This is a genomic window from Nonomuraea sp. KM88 (genome assembly GCF_052245635.1).
GTDB lineage: Bacteria > Actinomycetota > Actinomycetes > Streptosporangiales > Streptosporangiaceae > Nonomuraea.
Genome location: NZ_JBQQCC010000011.1, coordinates 1 through 14054, shown reverse-complemented (window position 1 = coordinate 14054; position 14054 = coordinate 1). Strand labels below are relative to the sequence as shown.

12 protein-coding genes and 1 pseudogene are annotated in these 14054 nt (G+C 70.7%); 5 read left to right on the top strand and 8 right to left on the bottom strand.

Features of this window, described 5'->3' with window-relative positions; translation table 11 throughout:
- The first annotated feature begins 10 nt into the window (after positions 1–10).
- From ACTWPV_RS29040 to ACTWPV_RS29030, 3 genes are all read left to right on the top strand, one after another.
- Complete coding sequence (locus tag ACTWPV_RS29040) at positions 11–385, top strand: CBS domain-containing protein (RefSeq protein WP_443154223.1); 375 nt, start codon at positions 11–13, stop codon at positions 383–385.
- A 302-nt stretch (positions 386–687) separates the two neighbouring features.
- Entirely contained in the window at positions 688–1089 is a 402-nt protein-coding gene (locus ACTWPV_RS29035) for a YHS domain-containing protein (RefSeq protein ID WP_443154222.1), read from the top strand.
- Complete coding sequence (locus ACTWPV_RS29030) at positions 1086–1919, top strand: class I SAM-dependent methyltransferase (protein ID WP_443154221.1); 834 nt, start codon at positions 1086–1088, stop codon at positions 1917–1919. The genes ACTWPV_RS29035 and ACTWPV_RS29030 overlap by 4 nt, the downstream gene beginning before the upstream one ends.
- A gap of 56 nt (positions 1920–1975) precedes the next feature.
- On the opposite strand, the gene ACTWPV_RS29025 is transcribed toward ACTWPV_RS29030, so the two are convergent.
- From ACTWPV_RS29025 to ACTWPV_RS29010, 4 genes are all read right to left on the bottom strand, one after another.
- Positions 1976–4513 carry a cation-translocating P-type ATPase gene (locus ACTWPV_RS29025; RefSeq protein ID WP_443154220.1) on the bottom strand — a complete coding sequence of 846 codons (2538 nt, stop codon included), beginning with the start codon at positions 4511–4513 and terminating at the stop codon, positions 1976–1978.
- A gap of 168 nt (positions 4514–4681) precedes the next feature.
- Positions 4682–6730 carry a phosphate acetyltransferase gene (pta, locus tag ACTWPV_RS29020; RefSeq protein ID WP_443154219.1) on the bottom strand — a complete coding sequence of 683 codons (2049 nt, stop codon included), beginning with the start codon at positions 6728–6730 and terminating at the stop codon, positions 4682–4684.
- Between the two features lie 59 nt (positions 6731–6789).
- Positions 6790–7965, bottom strand: a complete 1176-nt coding sequence (locus tag ACTWPV_RS29015; RefSeq protein WP_443154218.1) for an acetate/propionate family kinase — start codon at positions 7963–7965, stop codon at positions 6790–6792.
- 10 nt (positions 7966–7975) lie between these two features.
- The gene (locus ACTWPV_RS29010) at positions 7976–8890 is read right to left on the bottom strand and encodes a LysR family transcriptional regulator (protein ID WP_443154217.1); all 915 of its coding nucleotides are present in this window, start codon (positions 8888–8890) and stop codon (positions 7976–7978) included.
- Between the two features lie 185 nt (positions 8891–9075).
- On the opposite strand from ACTWPV_RS29010, the gene ACTWPV_RS29005 reads away from it, so the two are divergent.
- The gene (locus ACTWPV_RS29005) at positions 9076–10089 is read left to right on the top strand and encodes an alpha/beta hydrolase (protein WP_347650772.1); all 1014 of its coding nucleotides are present in this window, start codon (positions 9076–9078) and stop codon (positions 10087–10089) included.
- A 41-nt stretch (positions 10090–10130) separates the two neighbouring features.
- Here ACTWPV_RS29005 and ACTWPV_RS29000 read toward each other — a convergent pair whose 3' ends face one another.
- The 3 genes from ACTWPV_RS29000 to ACTWPV_RS28990 all read right to left on the bottom strand — a co-directional run bounded on the left by ACTWPV_RS29000 (position 10131) and on the right by ACTWPV_RS28990 (position 12909).
- Positions 10131–11423, bottom strand: a complete 1293-nt coding sequence (locus ACTWPV_RS29000) for an ArsB/NhaD family transporter (RefSeq protein ID WP_347650773.1) — start codon at positions 11421–11423, stop codon at positions 10131–10133.
- Positions 11420–11863, bottom strand: a complete 444-nt coding sequence (locus tag ACTWPV_RS28995) for a CBS domain-containing protein (RefSeq protein WP_347650774.1) — start codon at positions 11861–11863, stop codon at positions 11420–11422. The genes ACTWPV_RS29000 and ACTWPV_RS28995 overlap by 4 nt, the downstream gene beginning before the upstream one ends.
- Positions 11864–12048: 185 nt before the next feature.
- Positions 12049–12909 carry an SDR family NAD(P)-dependent oxidoreductase gene (locus tag ACTWPV_RS28990; RefSeq protein WP_443154216.1) on the bottom strand — a complete coding sequence of 287 codons (861 nt, stop codon included), beginning with the start codon at positions 12907–12909 and terminating at the stop codon, positions 12049–12051.
- 50 nt (positions 12910–12959) lie between these two features.
- Between ACTWPV_RS28990 and ACTWPV_RS28985 the strand changes: the two genes are divergently transcribed.
- Complete coding sequence (locus ACTWPV_RS28985) at positions 12960–13427, top strand: GbsR/MarR family transcriptional regulator (RefSeq protein ID WP_443154215.1); 468 nt, start codon at positions 12960–12962, stop codon at positions 13425–13427.
- Positions 13428–13854: 427 nt separating this feature from the next.
- On the opposite strand, the pseudogene ACTWPV_RS28980 reads toward ACTWPV_RS28985, so the two are convergent.
- A pseudogene (locus ACTWPV_RS28980) lies at positions 13855–14054 on the bottom strand (hypothetical protein); the annotation flags it as partial.

Sequence of the window (14054 nt, the reverse complement as noted above, 5' to 3'; positions counted from 1 at the left end):
GGTGGACATCATGTCGATCGAAGTCAGGGAGATCATGGGACGCGTTGCCATCGCGGTGCTCGCGGACGCGTCGTTCGCCGAGATCGTGGCCGCGATGAAGCGGTTCGCGGTCGGCGCGGTCACCGTGATCGACACCGACCGGCGGCCGATGGGCGTGGTCTCCGAGGACGACCTGCTGCTCAAGGAGATCGAACCGGTACGTCATGGCATGTCGATGTTCGAGTCCCGCCACCGCCGGCGCGAGCACGAGAAGGCCACAGGAGCCACGGCATCCCAACTGATGACCTCCCCGGCGATCACTGTGACGCCGGACACCAGCGTGCGCGACGCGGCCCGGCTGATGCCGGCATCGATCGCCGCCGCCGCCATGGGCGACCCGTCATAGCCCACGATCGCATCGATCGCCATCGCGTACCTCCTTGGTGTCCGGCTGACCTGCGAAACCAGGTATGCCCCCATCAGATCGACCGCACCGCTTCACCGTCAGCCTCACCGGTGTCCGATGCGCGTGGACCGTGCCACGTTCGAGGAGGAGAGCCCTCGCACTACTCCCCAGGTCGTAGAGTTCCTGCCCGCTAAGACCGGCGAGGTAGCCGGGAGAGCCGTCTATGGGCCGACGACGGAGAGGGATCCGGCGCGGAAGCATTTCCACTGACGGACCCTCTCTTCGAAAAGGACATAGCGACGATGCTGTTCGTTGAGCTACTGGTGCCCAAGGGTGTTTTCGATGCGCAAGAGCGACGAAGCCTCGCCGGGCGGCTGACCGGGCGGCGCCTGTTGTCGGCCGTGGACGGGGAGCCGGTGGCCGCCGATCCCGGGGTGCACGTGATCAGCCTTCCCGAAGGCGGTTACGGCCTGCACGGGCGGGCCCAGCGCTCCTCCGACGTCCTGCAGCTGATCGAGCGAGCCAAGATCGGCCCTGCGGCCCCGGTCCCGGACGACTCGATCGTCGATCCGGTCTGCGGCGCCACCGTCCCGCTCCAGGACGCTGTCATCCTGGAGCGCGGCGGGAAGACCTACGGGTTCTGCTGCCCTCACTGCCGCGGGCACTTCGTCAAGCAGTTGAGCGATGCGGAGGCGTCCTCATGACACTCGTGGCCAATGCCAGGCAGGAGGAGGAGTGGAACGGCGAGGAAGGCAGGGCCTGGGCCGATCACCATCAACGTCTAAATCGCATGGCCGCACCTGCCAACGAGCACCTGTTCGCCGCCGCGGGCATCGGCGAGCGTGACCGGGTTCTGGACATCGGCTGCGGTACGGGCGACACCACGCGGATCGCCGCACGTCAGGCGGCCGGCGGGCATGCCGTCGGGATCGACCTGTCGGCTCCGATGCTGGAGATCGCCCGACGCCTCTCGGTAGAGGAAGCCATCGGCAACATCACCTTCGAGCGCGGGGACGCCCAGGTCCACCCGTTGGAGGACGCGCACTTCGAGGTGGCCATCAGCCGCGCCGGGGTCATGTTCTTCGACGACCCCGTCGCCGCTTTCGCCAACATCAGACGGTCGCTCCGCCCCAAGGGCCGCCTGGCGTTCCTGTGTCACCGCGCAGGTGAGAACCAGACGGACGTGATCCTCGACACGCTGGCCCGGCATCTTCCCACCCCGGACCCCCAAGAAAGCCTGGGAGGGGTCGCGGACTTCACCGACCCGGCGCACATCCGCGACGTGCTCAACGACGCGGGCTTCACGGCCATTGCGACGTCCCCCGTGGAGTACCTCACCGAGCTGGGCGATGATGCCGCCCACGCTGCGGATTTCCTGCTCGACGTTCAACTGGCCGGCTTCGTCTCCGGTGCTGAAGAGACCGCCATGGCAAGAGCCCGGTCCGCGTTGGCAGAAACATTGCGCCGCTATGAGCGCGACGACGCCGTACGACTGCTTGCCTCGGCCTGGCTGGTCACCGCCCGAACCGAGTGACGCGCGGGCATGCGCTCGCCCCTCGACCCGGCGTGGACCAGCCGGTTATCGCCAGATCATCCACCTGCCATGGCTGGTGATCGGGCCGGCCGGTGTGGGTGCAGGATCCGGTCGAGGCGGGCGGCGGCATAGCCGAGGACCGACAGCGCGCTGACGATCAGCAGATCACCCGGGGCGAGGGGTTCGGTGCCGAGCAAGTCCTGCAGCAGCGGCAGGTACAGGCCCGCGAGTTGCAGGACGAGCGCACCGGCGACGGAGAGCAGCAGCAAGGGGTTGGTCCGCGAGCCGGGCCGGGTGCGGGAACCGAGCGCGACGCCGAGTTGCGTGGCGCCGAGGGCGAAGAAGGCCATGCTCTGCCAGGGGCGGCCGGTCTGGTGGGCCCAGACGGCGACGCCGAGGGTGACGGCCGTGAGGACGACGGCGATGCGGATCAGGCGCTGCCACAGTCCCGCGCCGAGGATGCTCTCGCCGGGCGGCCGCGGCGGGCGGGTCATGGATCCGGGTACGGAGGGTTCGCCGCCGAGAGCCACGCCGGGCAGTCCATGGGTGAGCAGGTTGATCCACAGAATCTGGGCGGGGAGGAGCGGGACGGCGAGACCGGCGAACGGTCCCAGCAACATCACGGCGATCTCGGCCGCTCCGCCGGACAGGCCGTAGACCAGGAACCGGCGGATGTTGGCGTAGACCCGGCGGCCTTCCTCGACGGCCGCGACCACGGTGTCCAGGTCGTCATCGGCGAGCACGAGGTCGGCGGCCTGGCGGGCGACTTCGGTCCCGCGCTCGCCCATGGCCACGCCGATGTCGGCGCGGCGCAGCGCGGGGCCGTCGTTGACGCCGTCTCCGGTCATGGCCAGGGTCTCGCCGCGCGTCCGCAGATCCTCGATGATCTCGAGCTTCTGCCCGGGGGTGGCCCGGGCGTACACGCGGGCCTGGGGATGGTCGGGCGTCCATGGGGCCCGGAGGTCCACAACCGGATCGCCGGTGCCGATGATGCCCAGGTCGGCGGCGATGGCGCGGGCGGTCCCGGGGTGATCGCCGGTGATGAGGAGCGGTCTGATGCCGGCCCGCTTGCAGTCCGCGATGGCGGTGGCCGCGGCCGGGCGCGGAGGGTCCAGGAGCGCGACCAGCCCGAGCAGGGACAGCCCGCTCTCCGGCGCCGTCTCCGGGACGGCGTCCAGATCGCGGCCGGCCACCGCCAGGACCCGGTAACCCTCCCGGGCGAGTTGCTCGGCGCGTTCGGCGGCGCGGGCCGCCGACTCCGGGTCGCCGGCCAGAAAGGGCGGGCGGAGCAGCACCTCGGGGGCGCCCTTGCAGATCACCCGGCCACGTCCGCCGGGCAGGCGATGCACGGTGCTCATCCGCTTGCGTTCGCTGTCGAAGGGACGTTCGGCCAGCCGTGGAAAGCGCTCGTGCAGGTGCTCGCGGTCGAGGCCGAGCTTGGCGGCGGCGGCGAGCAGGGCCGCCTCGGTGGGATCGCCCAGCGCCGCCCACTCCCCGCCGTCGCCCTGAGGCGGCGACAATCTGGCGTCGTTGCAGAGCACGCTCGCCACGAGCAGGCCGGTGAGGTGGGCGTCGTGGAGGGAGCCGTCGCGTACGATCTCGCCGTCGGGTGCGTATCCGGAGCCGGTGATCGTGGCTTCTCCCGAGGGAGTCCAGAGGCGCCGCGCGACCATCCTGCCTTCGGTGAGGGTGCCGGTCTTGTCGGTGGCGAGCACGGTCACCGCGCCCAGCGTCTCCACGGCGGGCAGCCTGCGTACGAGAGCGTTGCGCGCCGCCATCCGGCGGGCTCCCAGGGCCAGGCTCAGAGTCACGACCGCGGGAAGGGACTCGGGCACCGCCGCGACCACCAGGCTGATCGCGGTCACCACCATCAGCTCGACCGGTTGCCCGCGGACCAGACCCAGCGCCAGCACGAGCGCCGACAGCGCCACCGCCACGCCGGCCAGCAGGCGGCCGACCCCCACCAGGCGGCGTTGCAACGGCGTCAGACCGGCTCCTTTGACCATCATGGACGCGATCCGGCCGCTCGTGCTCGCCGCCCCCACGGCGGTGACCGTCGCCGCGCCACGTCCTCGCACCACGACGGTGCCGGACGAGACCTGGTCGTCGACGGCCTTGTCCACCGGTACGGACTCTCCCGTCAGCGACGACTCGTCGACGAGCAACGCGGCCGATTCCGCCACCGTGGCGTCGGCCACGACGATGTCGCCCTCCGCCAGGGCCAGCAGGTCTCCGACGACCACGTCGGCCGCCGGGATCTCCTTCTGCGAGCCGTCGCGGATCACACGCGCTGTCGGGGCGGTGAGCTGTGACAACGCCGTGATCGCCCGGTCGGCGCGCACCTCCTGCACGACCCCGACGGAGGTGTTGACGAGGACCACCAGCATGATCACGGCGGTGTCGGTCCAGTCACCCGTGGCTACGGTCAGCGCCGCCGCCACGAGCAGGACGTTGATCAGTGGATCGCGCAGGTGGACGGCGACCCTCCGCCACAGGGGGACGGGCGGCTTCTCCGGGAGCAGGTTGGGCCCGTCCCGCTCCAGACGCGCCTCGGCTTCTCCGGACGACAGACCGGGCCGTGTGGGAACCACCACGTCGTCCTCCCTGCTCCTAGCTCGGCAGAACCGCCGCATCGTTTCGCATACCTGTTTTCGCAGGAAACGAACACGCAGCCCAGGGACGAAGGTCCAGGAAGGGGAAGCAGGACGGCAGGTGCGTGACCGGGGCTGCCGTCCTGGGTGGCTCAGCGGCGTATCGCCGTTTCAGCCGTTGTCGATTGGTTCGTGGTCGCATACCTGCGCGGCAGTGATGGCCACGGTGGTGACGATGTCGGCGACGGTGGCACCGCGGGACAGGTCGTTGACCGGCTTGCGCAGCCCTTGGAGCACTGGTCCCACCGCGACGGCGCCGGCGCTGCGCTGGACCGCCTTGTAGAGGTTGTTGCCGGTGTTGAGGTCGGGCACCACGAAGACGGTGGCGCGCCCGGCCACCTGGCTGCCGGGCATCTTCGTCCGCGCCACCGCGGGGTCGACGGCCGCGTCGTACTGGATCGGCCCTTCCGCCGGCAGGTCAGGACGGCGCCGGTGGACCAGGTCGGTGGCGGTGCGGACCTTGTCGACATCGGCGCCGGCGCCCGAGGCGCCCGTCGAGTACGACAGCATGGCGATCTTGGGATCGACGCCGAACAGGGTGGCGGTGCGGGCTGAGGAGATCGCGATGTCGGCGAGCTGCTCGGCGGTGGGATCGGGATTGACCGCGCAGTCGCCGTACACCAGCACCCGGTCGGCCAGGCACATGAAGAACACGCTGGAGACCAGCCCCAGGCGCAGGATCTCGAACGCCGGCCTGATGGTGTGGGCGGTGGTGTGCGCCGCGCCCGAGACCATGCCGTCGGCCATGCCCGTGTGCACCATCAGCGTCCCGAAGTAGGACACGTCGGTGACGGTGTCGCGGGCGAGTTCGACGGTCATGCCCCGGTGCTCCCGGAGTCGGGCGTACTCGCGGGCGAACCGCTCGCGCAGCTCCGCGTCGAACGGGCTGAGCACCCTGGCGTCGTCCAGGTCCAGGCCGAGCTGGGCGGCCTGCACCCTGATGCGCTCCTCGTCGCCGAGCAGGGTGAGCTCGGCCACGCCACGGCGGAGCAGGACGTCGGCCGCCCGCAGGACGCGCGGCTCCTCACCTTCGGGCAGCACGATGTGCCGGCGGCGGCCACGCGCCCGTTCCAGCAGCTCGTACTCGAACATCAGCGGCGTGACGACGTCGGTCTTGGCGATCGCCAGCCGATCGAGCAGCAACCGCCCGTCGACGTGCTCGGCGAACAGCCGCAGAGCCGTGTCGATCTTCCCGCCGGCCTCGGGGGTGAACTGGCCGTCCACGGCCGACAGGCGGGTCGCGGTGTCGAAGGTGTCGTGGTCGGTGCCGATCACCGGCAGCGGAATGGCCATGCTGCCGAGCAGCCGGTCCACCGGGCCGGGCAGATCCGTGCCACCCGTCATGATCACCGCCGACAGGGCGGGGAAGCCGGGCGCCGCATGCGCCGCGATCAGCCCGGGCAGGAGCGCGGCGGCCCGATCAGACGGGATGATCACCGCGGCGCCTTCGGTGTAGCGGTCCAGAATGCCGGGCAGCGACATCGCGCCCACCATCAGCGCGCTCGCCTCCCGGCCGAGCCCGTCGCGCTCGCCGAGGAAAAGCCGGCCGTCGCAGGCGTTCAGCAGGTCGGCGACGGTGGGCGCGCGCAGAGAGGGGGTTTCGGGCAGGGCGAACACCGGTGTCGGGTGGTCGATCGCGACGGGCTCGGCAGCCGCCCGGGTGACCACGACCGCGAGCTCCCTTGCGTGGTGTTGCGCCAGTTGCCGGGACGACAGCTCGACCGCGGCGGCGATCTGCGGGGCCGTCCTGCCCTTCCCGCTCACCACGTTCAGCACCGGCGTTCCCAGATCCGCTGCGAGCCTGGCGTTGAACTCGAACTCGGTGGGCGCGCCCACGTCGGTGTAATCGGTTCCGACCACGACCACCGCGTCGCACCGCCTGGCGAGCGCGCGGTAGCGGGCCACGATGTCGCCGGCGGCACGCTCGGCGTCGGCGTGCACCTCGTCGTAGGTGACGCCCGCGTACGTTTCGTACGGCATGGCGAGCTGGAATCTGCTCCGGATGGTGTTGATCAGATTGTCCTCGCGCCCCGTACGCACGACCGGCCGGAACACGCCCACGGTCTCCACCTGCCGGGACAGCAGCTCGACCATGCCGAGGGCGACCGTGCCCTTGTTGCTTCCCGCCTCGCCCGCCGCGACGTACACCGCACGTGTCATGTTCACCATTGTCGGCAACCGCGGCAGTTCCACTCGCCGAGGGGTCGCCGCGCCGCCTGTCAGGAGATGACGGCGAGGGCCTGGCGGGCGATCTCCCACTCCTCGTCGGTGGGGATGACCAGCACCGGCACCTCGGCGCCGGGAGGCGAGACAGCCCGTTCACCGGCAGTGTCCGGCTCGTTGAGCGCGGGATCCACGGTGATGCCCAGGCGGTCGAGGCCGGTCAGGGAGTCAGCGCGGGTGGCGGCGTCGTGCTCGCCCACGCCGCCGGTGAACACGATCGCGTCCACCCGGCCGAGCAGCGCGTAGTAGGCGCCGACGTACTTGCGGATGCGCCGGGTGTAGATGTCCAGGGCCAGCCGGGCCGCGTCGTCGTGGCGGCCGCGCACCTCACGCATGTCGAGGCTCCCGGCCAGGGCGAGCAGGCCGCTGCGGTGGGTGAGCGCATGCTCGGTCCGCTGGGCGTCGATGCCGTCCGTCCGGGCGAGGTAGCCGGCGATGGCGGGGTCGACGTCGCCGGAGCGCGTCCCCATGACCAGCCCCTCCAAGGGCGTCATGCCCATGGAGGTGTCGACGCTGCGGCCGCCGGAGACGGCCGTGGCGCTGGCGCCGTTGCCCAGGTGCAGCACGATCAGGTTGAGGCCAGCGAGGTCGCGGCCGAGCAGGGCGGCGGCGCGGCGGGAGACGTAGGCGCAGGAGGTGCCGTGGAAGCCGAAGCGGCGCACGTCGAGCCGTTCGCGCCAGTCCCGGGGCACGGCGTAGGTGTACGCCTCGGGCGGCAACGTGCGGTGGAAGGCGGTGTCGAACACGGCCACCTGGGGCACGTCGGGAAACACCTTGCGCGCGAGCCGGATCCCGGCGAGGTTGACCGGGTTGTGCAGGGGAGCGAGCGGAGCGAGCTCCTCGATCGCGGCGATCACCTCGTCGTCGACGACCACGGCCTCGGCGAACCTGGTCCCGCCGTGCACGACCCGGTGCCCGACCGCGACGGGGGCCGGCTCGGGGCCTGCCGCGGCGAACGCCTCCATCATCGTCTCCAGCCCTTCGCCGTGCCCGGAGAAGGTCCGCTCCCTCACGTACGGCGGCCGGCCGCCGGCCCGGTGCGTGAGCCGCCCGATCTTCTCGCCGATGCGTTCGACCAGGCCGCGGGCCGGGCGTTCGCGGGTCTCGACGTCGATGAGCTCGTACTTGATCGAGGAGGATCCCGTGTTCAGGACGAGAATGCGGCCGGCCATGTCCAGGAGCCTACGTCCGGGGGTCTTCGCCGAAGGGCTGCCAACCGCCTGTGAGGCGCGTCAGGGCGGCCTTGAGGAAGGGCGCGAGCAGGGGGTTGCCATCGCCTGCTCGAGTGGCGAGGGCGACCTGGCTCGGCTTCACTCCCTCCAAGGGGATGCTGGTGAGGCCGGGGTGGAGGGTCTCCGCGCGTAGGCCGGCCGAGACGATGGCCACGGCCTGCCCGGCCGCGACGATCTCGAACTTCTCCTCAGGCGCCTCGACGAGCGGGCCGTCCGGCGCGGGACTGCCGTCCGGCCGCGGGTCGATCCGCCAGTAGGCGTTCCAGGCCGTGTCGGGCAGGCGCGGCAGGGCTTCGTCACCGATGTCGTCGAGGGTCACCCGTTCCTTGCCGGCCAGGCGGTGATCGCGGGCGACGAGAAGGACCCGCGGCTCGTCGTAGAGAGTCGTCACGCGGAGCCCCTCGTCACGGAGCGGCAGCCGGCACACCACCACGTCCACCCGGCACTCCAGCAGCGCGGCGCGCGGTTCGTTCCAGGCCAGCTGCACCACGCGCACGTCGGCGTCGGGATGCCGATGACGCAGCTCGCGCACGGCGGGCATGACGGGCACGTGCAGGGTGTGCCCGACCGCGATCCTGCTGGGGTGCGCCGCGGCGCGGGTGGCGGCCACCGCCTGCGCCGATGATCGCAGCAACGCCTTGGCGCGGGGCAGGAACACCTCGCCCGCCTCGGTCAACCTGGTGCCGTGCGGGGTGCGGTCCAGCAGAGCGGCGCCGAGCTGCCGCTCCAGGCCGCGGATCTGGCGGCTCAGGGAGGGCTGGGTGATGTGCAGGGCTTCGGCGGCCCGTCCGAAGTGCCGGTGCTCGGCGACGACCGTGAAATAGCGCACTGATCGTAGGTCCAGATCCGGCGCTGATTCCGCCATGCCTGCAGCATAGCCCGCGGCTGACGTCGGGTGATGCCTCGAACGTATGGCGATGCCGCGCAGGCTTTGGACTTCGCGCGCCGGCCTTCCGACGATGGTGGCGTTGATGCGTGATCCTGCCGGCTCGGCGGAGCTGCGCACCCCGTCCGACCGGGGCCCTGCCTTACCAGAAGATGGAGAGCCACATGCCTGAAGCAACTCGCCGCGCCGTGCTGGGAGCGGCGGCCGGACTGTCAGCCATCCCGCTCCTGGCGGGTACGGCGAGGGCCGCGTCGACGGCCCCCGACGAGGACCAGATCCTGCAGCAGATGGCCGACGCGTTCGGCAACCAACTCCGCTCGCCGATCATGCATTCGCCGGAGGAGCAGGGCCTCGACCACGAGGACGTTTCCTTCCAGGCGGTTGACGGCGTGCCCATCGAGGGCTGGTTCATCCCTGCTCGGGGATCCGACAAGCTGATCATCGCCAATCACCCGATGGGATTCAGCCGGGCCGGGCTGCCCGGCCAGCTGGAACCGTGGAAGTCCATCTGGAGTTCCAGCGACAACGACATCGAGGTGGACCTCCTACCCGACTACAAGATCTTGCACGACGCCGGGTACAACGTGCTCGCCTACGACCTGCGCAACTACGGCCTCAGCGGAGCCGCCAACGGCGGCATCGCCTCCAGCGGGATCTTCGAGTCGCGCGACGTCCTCGGCTCGCTGCGGTACGCACGCGAACGCCCGGACACGCGACGCATGCGGATCGGCCTGTTCAGCCGCTGCCTGGGCTGCAGCGCCACGTTTCACGCGATGACCAGGGACCCGCGGGCGTTCGAGGGCGTGCGCTGCCTGGTGGGGCCGCAACCGGTCACCATGGAGGTCATCATGGCGCGGCGGCTGGTCATGGCGGGCGTGCCCGCCGACCGCATCGGCGAGCTGGAAAGGCGGGTGGTGTTGCGCACCGGCATCCCGTTCGCGGCGCGGCAGCCACAGGAGTGGGCCAAGGGGGTCCGGGTCCCGACGTTCCTCTACCAGGTGCACGACGACACGCTGACCCACCCGAGCGACGTGCAGACGATGTTCGACAACATTCCGGTCGCCGACAAGAAACTCCAGTGGATCCGCGGTACCAACCGCCGCTTTGACGGCTACCTGGAGTTCCAGAGACGCCCGCAACCGATGCTGCAGTGGTTCCAGTCCCACATGGAGTCCTGAGAGGGGCATGGGCCGGCCGGGCACGCTCCGCGAGGTGAACGTCAGGTCAGGTAGCGCAACCAGAGGTACGGCGCGGTCAGCGTGATGGTCACCATGGTGACGACCAGGCCGTACTTGGTGAACTGCCAGAAGCTGATCGGGGTGCCGTTGCGGGCGGCGATGCCGAGGATGACGACGTTGGCCGCCGCGCCGACGGCGGTGGCGTTGCCGCCCAGGTCGGCGCCGAAGGCCAGCGCCCACCACAACACCTGGGCCTGGTCGTTGCCGCCGCCCGCCTGGACCAGTTCGGCGACGATGGGGCTCATGGTGGCGACGTAGGGGATGTTGTCGACGATGGCCGACAACCCGGCCGAGGCCCAGAGCAGGCCCATGGTGGTGAGCTCCGGCCGGCCTGCGGTGGCGGCCGTCGCGGCCTGGGAGATCTGGCCGATCACGCCGGTCTCCACGAGCGCCCCGACCATGACGAACAGCCCGGCGAAGAACACCAGCGTCGGCCACTCCACCTCTTCGATCGCGTCCTCGGTGGTCACCTTCGTGGCGGCCACCAGGACGCCCGCGCCGAGGATGGCCACCACCGACGGCTCGTAGTGCAGCACGGGATGGAGCACGAACCCGATCATGACCAGGGCCAGCACGGCGAGGCTCTGCCAGAGCAGCCGCCGGTCGGCGATGGCCTCCCGCTCGTCGAGCGCCATGATCTCGGCTGCGCGGTCCGGGTCGTAGTGGAAGGACCTCCTGAACAGGATCCGGCACAACCCGATAAAGACGATCATCAGCACGATGACGAGGGGCGCCATGTGGATGAGGAAGTCGTTGAAGCTCAGGCCCGCGCGGCTGGCGATGATGATGTTCGGCGGGTCGCCGACCAGGGTGGCGGCGCCGCCGATGTTGGAGGCCATGGCCTCGGCGATGAGGAACGGCGCCGCGTTCAGCGCCAGCCGCTCGCACACCAGGAAGGTCACCGGCGCGATCAGCAGCACGGTGGTGACGTTGTCCAGCAGCGCCGAGGCGGCGGCGGTGATGACCACCAGCAGCACCATCAGCCGGTACGGATGGCCCTTGGCGCGTTTGGCCGCCCAGATCGCCAGGTATTCGAAGATGCCGGTCTGTTTCAGCACGCCGACGATCACCATCATGCCGAGCAGCAGGAAGATGACGTTCCAGTCGATGCCGGTGTGCTCGTCGAAGAACGCGGCTCCGGCGTCGGTGGCGTGGATCAGCAGCATGAGGCCGGCGCCGCCGAGCGCGGCGGCGACGCGGTGGATCTTCTCGGTGGCGATCAGCGCGTACGCGCACAGGAAGACCGCCACCGCCAGCCATGCGGTGACGGTCACGCGGCCACCGCCCGGTCCAGCAGCGCCTGCAGCGTGACCGCCCCCAGCAGCCGCCCGTCGTTCACCACGGCCACGAGCGGGCTGTGCGTGCGCGCCATCAACGCGGCCAGCTCCAGGATGGTGGCATCGGGGTCGCTGATCGGCAGTTCGCGCGGCTGTGCCGGTAGCGCCTCGCGGACGGTCCGGCCGGTCAGAGCGTGCAGGAACCGGTCTGCGTGTGGTTCGTCGACGACCCGCGCCAGCGCCGGATCGTCCTGGCAGTAGCCGGGCACGGCCAGCCTGAGCACCTGCGTGCCGGGCAGGATGGTGACGGGCAATCCGTGCTCGTCGACCACGATGAGGCCCGGCAGGTCCTGCTCGGCGAGGAGCCGGGCGGCGGCGTACACCGAGGTGTCCGCGGTGACGGTCGGAAAATCGCATGCGAGATCGCCTGCGCGCATCTTCGTGCCTCTTTCGTGGTCGACGATGAGAATCGCCGACCAGACTTCCCGGCACACCTGCCATCAACGTATCAACTATCCGCGAACGGTGGCGACCGGCGGAGAACGGGAACGATCACCTCCCGCCCGTTCCGGCGAATGGAGGACAACGTGGCCAGGAAGCGTTCGTGACGGGGCCTCCGCGGTCACCAGGCCCAGGTGGGGTGGCCGGTGGCGGCCTGGGACACCGTCCAGAGGCGTTCGCGCGCGGCCTCGTCGTAGGCGAAGGCCGGGGCGCGGACCGGGCGGAGGTCTTCGTCCACGTAGGGTCCCGGTAGGGTCCCGTCCCAGGTGGCCAGCCGGGCGTAGGTCCCGCCGAGACGTTCGGCGGGGGCGGCCATGCGGTTCTTGGGGGCGTACAAGGTGCGCTGCAACCAGGGCATGGCCGCCACGCGGTCCGGGTCGAGACGTACGGCGGGGACGCGCACGCAGGTCGTCTCCAGGTGTCCTGCGGCCCTCTCGGCCAGGGTGAACGTGGTCATGATCTGGGCGAGTTTGGCGTGGTAGTAGGCGCGGGTCGGGCTGTACCAGCTCGGGTCGTCGAGCTGGTCGAAACGGATCCGGATGCGTGGCATCGAGAGCAGGCCCTTGCTGGCGACATTGATCACGCGAGGCCTGTCTGCGGCGGCGAGCAGCCGGCTGAGGCGTGCGGTCAGCAGGAAGGGACCCAGGTGGTTGGTCGTCCAGAACAGTTCGTGCCCGTCCACCGCGAACTGGGGCGCGCGGAGCGTCTGGTCGAAGACGGCGGCGTTGTTGATGAGCACGTCGAGGCGACCGGCGGTCCGCGCGAGCTGCTCGGCGGCGGCCTCGATGGAGGCGGGCGCCGACAGGTCCGCCTGGACCAGGTCGGCCGGGTGCGCGGCGCGGGCGTTGATGTCGGCCAGCGCGGCGCGGCCCCGATCGGGGTCTCGGCACAGCGCCAGCACGTGGTGGCCCGCGGCGGCGAGGGCGCGGGCGGCGCGCAGGCCGATCCCGGAGCCGGCGCCGGTGATGGCGATGGACAACATGCAGAGATTCTAGTCTGTTCGGAACAATCCGAACAGACTAGAATCTGTGCGTGACCGGTGCCGAGGAGTTCGTGGAAAGTGCCGGGCTGTACTTCGAACGTCTGGGGCTCAGCCGTACGGCAGGCCGCGTCATCGGCGCGCTCCTGGCCGATCCGGACGACTCCGCCGACGCCCCGACGTTGTGCGAGCAGCTTGGCGTGGCCAAGAGCAGCATGAGCGTCGCCCTGGGCCAGCTCGAACGGGGCGGGCTCGTCGAGCGCTTCCGCCCGCCGCGAGGCCGCCGCGATCACTACCGGCTGACCGAGGACGTCTTCGGACGCGCATTCAGGGCCAAGATGGCCGAGTTCACCGCGTTCGCACAGCTCGCCGAACAGGGCCTCGCCGCCGTCGGCGACAACCCCAAGAGCCGGGCCAGGCTGGAGCTCATGCGCGACATGTACGGCTTCATGGGCCGCGAGTTCCCCAAGCTCCTCGACCAATGGGACCGAGAGCGCCGCCGACGGCCGAGTGGCGCCTGACGGCATCGCCGGCTCGGCGCGCCGCACGATCGTGTCCACGGGCGACCGCGTACCCCAGTTTGGTCGCCGGCGACCCGACGCGGACGTCGCCGTCGTGGAGTGCCCGCCGGGCCGGCAGCATCCGCCACCGGTTGAGGTAGGTCAGCGGCGGCACGCCCGACACGGTGCGGAAACGCTCGGCGAACGACGTCCACGATATCGCCGCGGCCCGCCTCGACATCGGCGTGGCCCGGCGTCAGCGGCCGGGCACAGGGAACCCGCGCTCAGCCAGCCGGGCCTGCGCAGCAACACACGACACCGGCCAACCGCAGACCGAACGCCATCGAGACCTGTTGGGGCCGGAACTGCTGGCCGACGCGCTCGGCCCTCGAGGACGCTCGGTCCGAGTCCACGGTCTCGACCATCTGCCAGGCCATCGTGGCCGGGGCTATTGCCAACTCTCTTTCCGACCGCGCGCTGAGTTGTGGCTCGATGGGCCGCGGTGTGCCCCCGTGACATGCACGGCGGCGGCGACGGCGGTGGACACGTCGGGGTGGAAGACGCTCGGGATGATGTAGTTGGGGCCGAGCTCCTCGGGCGTGACGACGGCGGCGAGCGCGCCGGCGGCGGCCAGCAACATCTCCTCCG

Excerpts from the sequence above, each read along its gene's own strand:
- ACTWPV_RS28990 (WP_443154216.1), bottom strand. The coding sequence starts at position 12,909 with ATGTTGTCCATCGCCATCACCGGCGCCGGCTCCGGGATCGGCCTGCGC.
- ACTWPV_RS28995 (WP_347650774.1), bottom strand. The coding sequence starts at position 11,863 with ATGCGCGCAGGCGATCTCGCATGCGATTTTCCGACCGTCACCGCGGAC.
- ACTWPV_RS29040 (WP_443154223.1), top strand. The coding sequence starts at position 11 with ATGTCGATCGAAGTCAGGGAGATCATGGGACGCGTTGCCATCGCGGTG.
- ACTWPV_RS29035 (WP_443154222.1), top strand. The coding sequence starts at position 688 with ATGCTGTTCGTTGAGCTACTGGTGCCCAAGGGTGTTTTCGATGCGCAA.
- ACTWPV_RS29010 (WP_443154217.1), bottom strand. The coding sequence starts at position 8,890 with ATGGCGGAATCAGCGCCGGATCTGGACCTACGATCAGTGCGCTATTTC.
- ACTWPV_RS29005 (WP_347650772.1), top strand. The coding sequence starts at position 9,076 with ATGCCTGAAGCAACTCGCCGCGCCGTGCTGGGAGCGGCGGCCGGACTG.
- pta (WP_443154219.1), bottom strand. The coding sequence starts at position 6,730 with ATGACACGTGCGGTGTACGTCGCGGCGGGCGAGGCGGGAAGCAACAAG.
- ACTWPV_RS29015 (WP_443154218.1), bottom strand. The coding sequence starts at position 7,965 with ATGGCCGGCCGCATTCTCGTCCTGAACACGGGATCCTCCTCGATCAAG.
- ACTWPV_RS29030 (WP_443154221.1), top strand. The coding sequence starts at position 1,086 with ATGACACTCGTGGCCAATGCCAGGCAGGAGGAGGAGTGGAACGGCGAG.